Annotated in this window: 3 protein-coding genes; 2 read left to right on the top strand and 1 reads right to left on the bottom strand. The window is 44.7% G+C overall.

What is annotated here, in order from left to right; genetic code table 11:
- Nucleotides 1-176: 176 nt before the first annotated feature.
- Both glgB and C7B77_RS24130 read left to right on the top strand, forming a co-directional pair.
- On the top strand, nt 177-2,489 hold the full coding sequence (gene glgB, locus C7B77_RS24135; protein WP_106310908.1) for a 1,4-alpha-glucan branching enzyme: 2,313 nt from the start codon (nt 177-179) through the stop codon (nt 2,487-2,489).
- A gap of 174 nt (nt 2,490-2,663) precedes the next feature.
- On the top strand, nt 2,664-3,041 hold the full coding sequence (locus tag C7B77_RS24130; RefSeq protein WP_146138488.1) for a hypothetical protein: 378 nt from the start codon (nt 2,664-2,666) through the stop codon (nt 3,039-3,041).
- A 217-nt stretch (nt 3,042-3,258) separates the two neighbouring features.
- Here the strand turns inward: C7B77_RS24130 and C7B77_RS24125 are convergent, their stop codons facing one another.
- The gene (locus C7B77_RS24125) at nt 3,259-4,797 is read right to left on the bottom strand and encodes a phosphomannomutase/phosphoglucomutase (RefSeq protein ID WP_219892263.1); all 1,539 of its coding nucleotides are present in this window, start codon (nt 4,795-4,797) and stop codon (nt 3,259-3,261) included.
- Nucleotides 4,798-4,851 lie beyond the last annotated feature (54 nt).

The raw sequence follows: 4,851 nt of genomic DNA, 5'->3' as shown, positions 1-4,851 counted from the left end.
CTATTGGGATACAATGATGTCAGCTTATCGGCTGTTTCGGCAGTAAGCAGACAAAACATCGGAATTTAAATCCGTACAGTAATCATATGCAAATCGATCGCTTGTTGGCGATTTTTAGTTTGTTTAATTATCAATAATTTAATTAGCTTTTTTGCGTCAACCTAGGTTAATAATTCATGACTCTTGCCTTAGAACAGATCGACCGGATTGTCGGAAATAAACATCACAATCCCTTTGAAATATTAGGTCCTCACCAAGTTCAGGAAAATGGGAAAAATGTTTGGGTAGTGCGTAGCTACATCCCCAATGCCGAGTCCGTCTCGGTGATAATTCCCGACGCGCGGCAGGAGCATATGATGCACTCAGAGCATCATCCACACTTCTTTAGTTGCACTATCGATCTACCCGAATTGAGCAACTATCAGCTCAAGATTACCGAAGGCGGCCACGAACGAGTAATCTACGATCCTTATGCGTTTACTTCGCCATTATTAAGTGACTTTGATATTCACTTATTTGCTGAAGGAAATCACCACCGGATTTATGAAAAGCTTGGCGCACATCCGATCGAAATTGAAGGGATCGAAGGGGTCTATTTTGCTGTTTGGGCACCCAACGCACGGAATGTTTCGGTAATTGGTGATTTTAACTACTGGGATGGACGCAAGCACCAGATGGCCAGACGCGAGAATGGGATTTGGGAATTATTTATCCCCGAACTCAAAGTCGGTGCCTCTTATAAGTACGAAATCAAAAATCAAGACGGTCATCCTTACGAGAAGACCGACCCGTATGGATTTTACCAAGAACCCCGCCCCAAAACTGCCTCGATCGTCGCCGATCTGAGCGTTCACCAGTGGCAAGATGAAGACTGGATGGAAAAGCGTCGCCATAGCGATCTTTTGCGCCAACCGATCTCGGTTTATGAGTGTCATCTCGGTTCCTGGCTACATGCCGCAGCCAACGAACCAGCTCAATTACCCGACGGTAACACCTCGCCAGCAGTAATTGTTTCTGACTACAATCCAGGGGCGCGGTTTCTCACTTACCGCGAATTAGCTGATAAATTAATTCCTTACGTCCAAAATTTAGGCTTTACCCATATCGAACTGTTACCCGTCTCCGAGCATCCTTTCGATGGCTCCTGGGGTTATCAGGTAACGGGTTACTATGCGCCGACATCGCGACATGGTTCCCCAGAAGATTTTATGTATTTTGTCGATCGCTGTCACCAGGCAGGTATCGGTGTATTAGTCGATTGGGTGCCCGGACATTTCCCCAAAGACGGACACGGGTTGCCCTTCTTCGACGGTACGCACCTCTACGAACACGCAGACCCCCGCAAAGGCGAACATAAAGAGTGGGGAACGTTAATCTTTAACTACGGGCGCAACGAGGTCAGAAATTTCCTCTACGCTAATGCTCTATTTTGGTTCGACAAATACCACATCGACGGCATTCGCGTCGATGCCGTCAGCTCGATGCTGTATCTCGACTACTGTCGCGAACCAGGTGAATGGGTAGCCAACCAGTATGGCGGACGGGAAAATATCGAAGCTGCCGACTTCTTGCGCCAAACCAATCATCTCATCTTTAGCTACTTCCCAGGCGCACTCTCGATCGCCGAAGAATCCACAGCTTGGCCGATGGTGTCTGCACCTACCTATCTCGGCGGCTTAGGTTTCAACCTCAAATGGAACATGGGTTGGATGCACGACATGCTCGATTATTTTGAGATGGATCCCTGGTTCCGCCAGTTCCACCAAAATAATGTCACCTTTAGCATGTGGTACAACCACAGCGAGAACTTCATGCTCGCCCTCTCTCACGATGAGGTAGTCCACGGCAAGAGCAACATGATCGGCAAAATGCCAGGTGACGAGTGGCAGAAACTCGCCAATATGCGCTGTCTCTATGCTTACATGTTCACCCATCCCGGCAAGAAAACCCTATTTATGGGGATGGAATTTGCCCAATGGAATGAGTGGAATGTTTGGGCGGATCTGGAATGGCATCTCTTACAATATGCCCCCCACCAACAGATGAGTCAGTTCATAACGGATCTCAACTACGTCTATCGCCACGAACCCGCACTCTATAGTCAAGACTTTGAAGAAGCTGGGTTTGAATGGATCGATTGTACCGATAGTCGTCATAGCGTGGTGTCCTTTATCCGCCGCGATAAACATAGCAATGATTGTGTAATTGTCGTCTGTAATTTCACACCGCAACCGCACGCGCACTATCGCATTGGCGTACCCGAACACGGTTTTTATCACGAGCTATTTAATAGCGATGCTCGCAAATATGGCGGCAGCAATATGGGTAACCTCGGCGGTAAATGGGCAGACGAATGGTCGATTCACAATCGTAAATTCTCGCTAGATTTGTGTATTCCCCCGCTCGGTGTCTCGATCTTCAAACTCGATCGCGAACGCACCGCCGCAGCCTATGAATGGCGCGATAACAACGCGATCGAAGGCACATAGAATAGTATAAATCTCGCTTAATGGTAGGGGTAATTGATGAATTACCCCTACCATTATTTTTAAGTATGTGGCGATAGTTTTCAAGAATTGTTGATTGATTTTGAATTATGGTCAGAAAATTTTGTTATGCTTAACGAGCATCTACTTCCTTTTCTTCGGAGATTGTACCGAATTATGAAAGCTACTTTAAAGCCTTACCCAGAAAGATACAACTACACAATTTTATCTTTGAAAGATTTTAGTCACTGTAATGTTAAGAGGTATTCTGCCAACGTGCTTTTATGTAAAGAACATACACAGCAAGACATTACGGAGATCGTTAAAATAATTACACAACAACTAAAAACCTTTAATTCTCAAGTAATTTGTCTATTTTTATATTTGTCTACAGAAGACTTTGGTTTTAAGAACTGGATTTGCCAAACTCAATGGATTAGTAAAACAAATCCTCCTAGCTTTTCATTCTTGACATTAGATGGTAATTACATAGATGATGAAATTATTGTTAATTACAAAACAAACTATGAAGAGCTTAAAGCCATTTTTAGATGATTTGTTGTACTATTAAGTATCTGAATATTACATAACATGTAAGATGTATAGATACTATTAAAGATTAATCGATCGAATCTCAACCAAAAATTATTAGATTTCGATCGATCAACAATCTCCACAAACAAATCCCCTCCTCGGAGGGGTGCCCATAGGGCGGGGTGGGTTCGCCATCTACGATCGAAGGTAAAGAGCAAACCCAGCAAACACCCCAACATTAATCCCCAAAGGCAGCTAAATCCAGTGATTCCTGAGTTTCTAAAAACGCTAAGAGTCGCTGCTCGATCAAATCGACACCACCTGCTACATTCGACTCAATATTTACGGGAATCACCGGATCGTGGAGAGATAATCGTAACAAGAACCAACCATCTTCACTTTCAGACGTACAAGCAACCCGCACCCCCTCATAATTGTTAGGAACGATTTTCCAGTCAGATTGACTGGCTGCAAATGTTTGCATTCGATCGATTACTTCATTTCCATAAGCTTGAAATTCAGTAGTAGTAATTTTAATCCGTAACTCCTGACTCTCGACTGGTTCTTGGAGATTGGCAATTAGATCGGTTAACGATTTGCCAGCTAATTTAGATTTAGCAAGTTCGACTAATAATTTACTGACTAAATAAGCACCATCATCGAGAAAGTGATTTTCCTTCATGGCGGCATGTCCTGAAGTTTCGATCGCCACCCACGATTCTATACCGTCTTTATTCAGTCGCATCGACTCATTAATCACGTTTTTATAACCGCGCTTAAAGCGATGGTGAACGCCACCTAAATCTTGCTGAATAAATTGCGTCAAACCATCCGATGTAATCGAATCAGTAACGATCGTCGAACCTGGATGTTCTTGTAAAACGATCGCGCTAATCAGTCCGATTAGACGATTGCGATTGAGTTCTTTGCCTGTACTATCTACCGCCGCCGATCGATCGACATCCGTATCGAAAATAATTCCAAAATCAGCTTGATGCTCGATTACGGCTTGACAAATTGCCGCCATTGCTGTCGGATCTTCGGGGTTGGGGACGTGATTGGGAAAGTTGCCATCTGGCTCTAGAAACTGGCTCCCAGTCGTATCCGCACCCAATGGCTGCAATACTCGATCGGCATAAAACCCGCCCGCACCATTACCCGCATCGACGATGATTTTTAGTCCCGATAATGGATGTTCAAAATTAGTGGGATGATTGACGGCTTGCCGAATTTGCTCGACAAATTGGTTAGCATATACAGACATAAAATCGCGTTGAGAAATTGTCCCTTTTTCTGTGGCAATTTCAAAATTATTGCTAGCCGCTAACTGCAAAATATCGCTAATATCTTTTTTTTCTAAACCACCTTGCGCGGTAAAAAACTTCAAACCATTCCGATTGAATGGCAAATGACTGGCGGTGAGCATAATCGCGCCGTCACACTCAAATCCAGCGGTAATCGTACTCATAAACATCGCTGGCGTCGAAGCCATCTCAAAATCAAGAGCCTGACTCCCAATGGAAGTAATCCCATCGAGCGTGGCTTGCATAATTGCTGGCCCCGATAAGCGGCTGTCGCGTCCTACTGCTACGATTAGTTGCGTACTGGGTTTATTTACCTTCCCAGAGAGCCACGTTACAAACGCTTGTCCGAGAATTTTGGCGACTGCGGGGGTAAGATTGACACGTTCGTCTGGAATGCCTTCGAGGGCAATTCCGCGAATATCAGAGCCATTTTGCAGCTTGTTCCAGTTAAAATCTTGCACGATCGTCGCCATATAGATGAGGGGTTAAGGACTAGTGGTGTACGCAAGTCAGCTAGACTTCGGTTG

This window comes from Chamaesiphon polymorphus CCALA 037 (assembly GCF_003003845.1).
GTDB lineage: Bacteria > Cyanobacteriota > Cyanobacteriia > Cyanobacteriales > Chamaesiphonaceae > Chamaesiphon > Chamaesiphon polymorphus.
Note: the sequence above shows the minus strand (reverse complement) of the source record. Positions and strands in the feature narration are given on the sequence as shown.

Excerpts from the sequence above, each read along its gene's own strand:
- glgB (WP_106310908.1), top strand. The coding sequence starts at position 177 with ATGACTCTTGCCTTAGAACAGATCGACCGGATTGTCGGAAATAAACAT.
- C7B77_RS24130 (WP_146138488.1), top strand. The coding sequence starts at position 2,664 with ATGAAAGCTACTTTAAAGCCTTACCCAGAAAGATACAACTACACAATT.
- C7B77_RS24125 (WP_219892263.1), bottom strand. The coding sequence starts at position 4,797 with ATGGCGACGATCGTGCAAGATTTTAACTGGAACAAGCTGCAAAATGGC.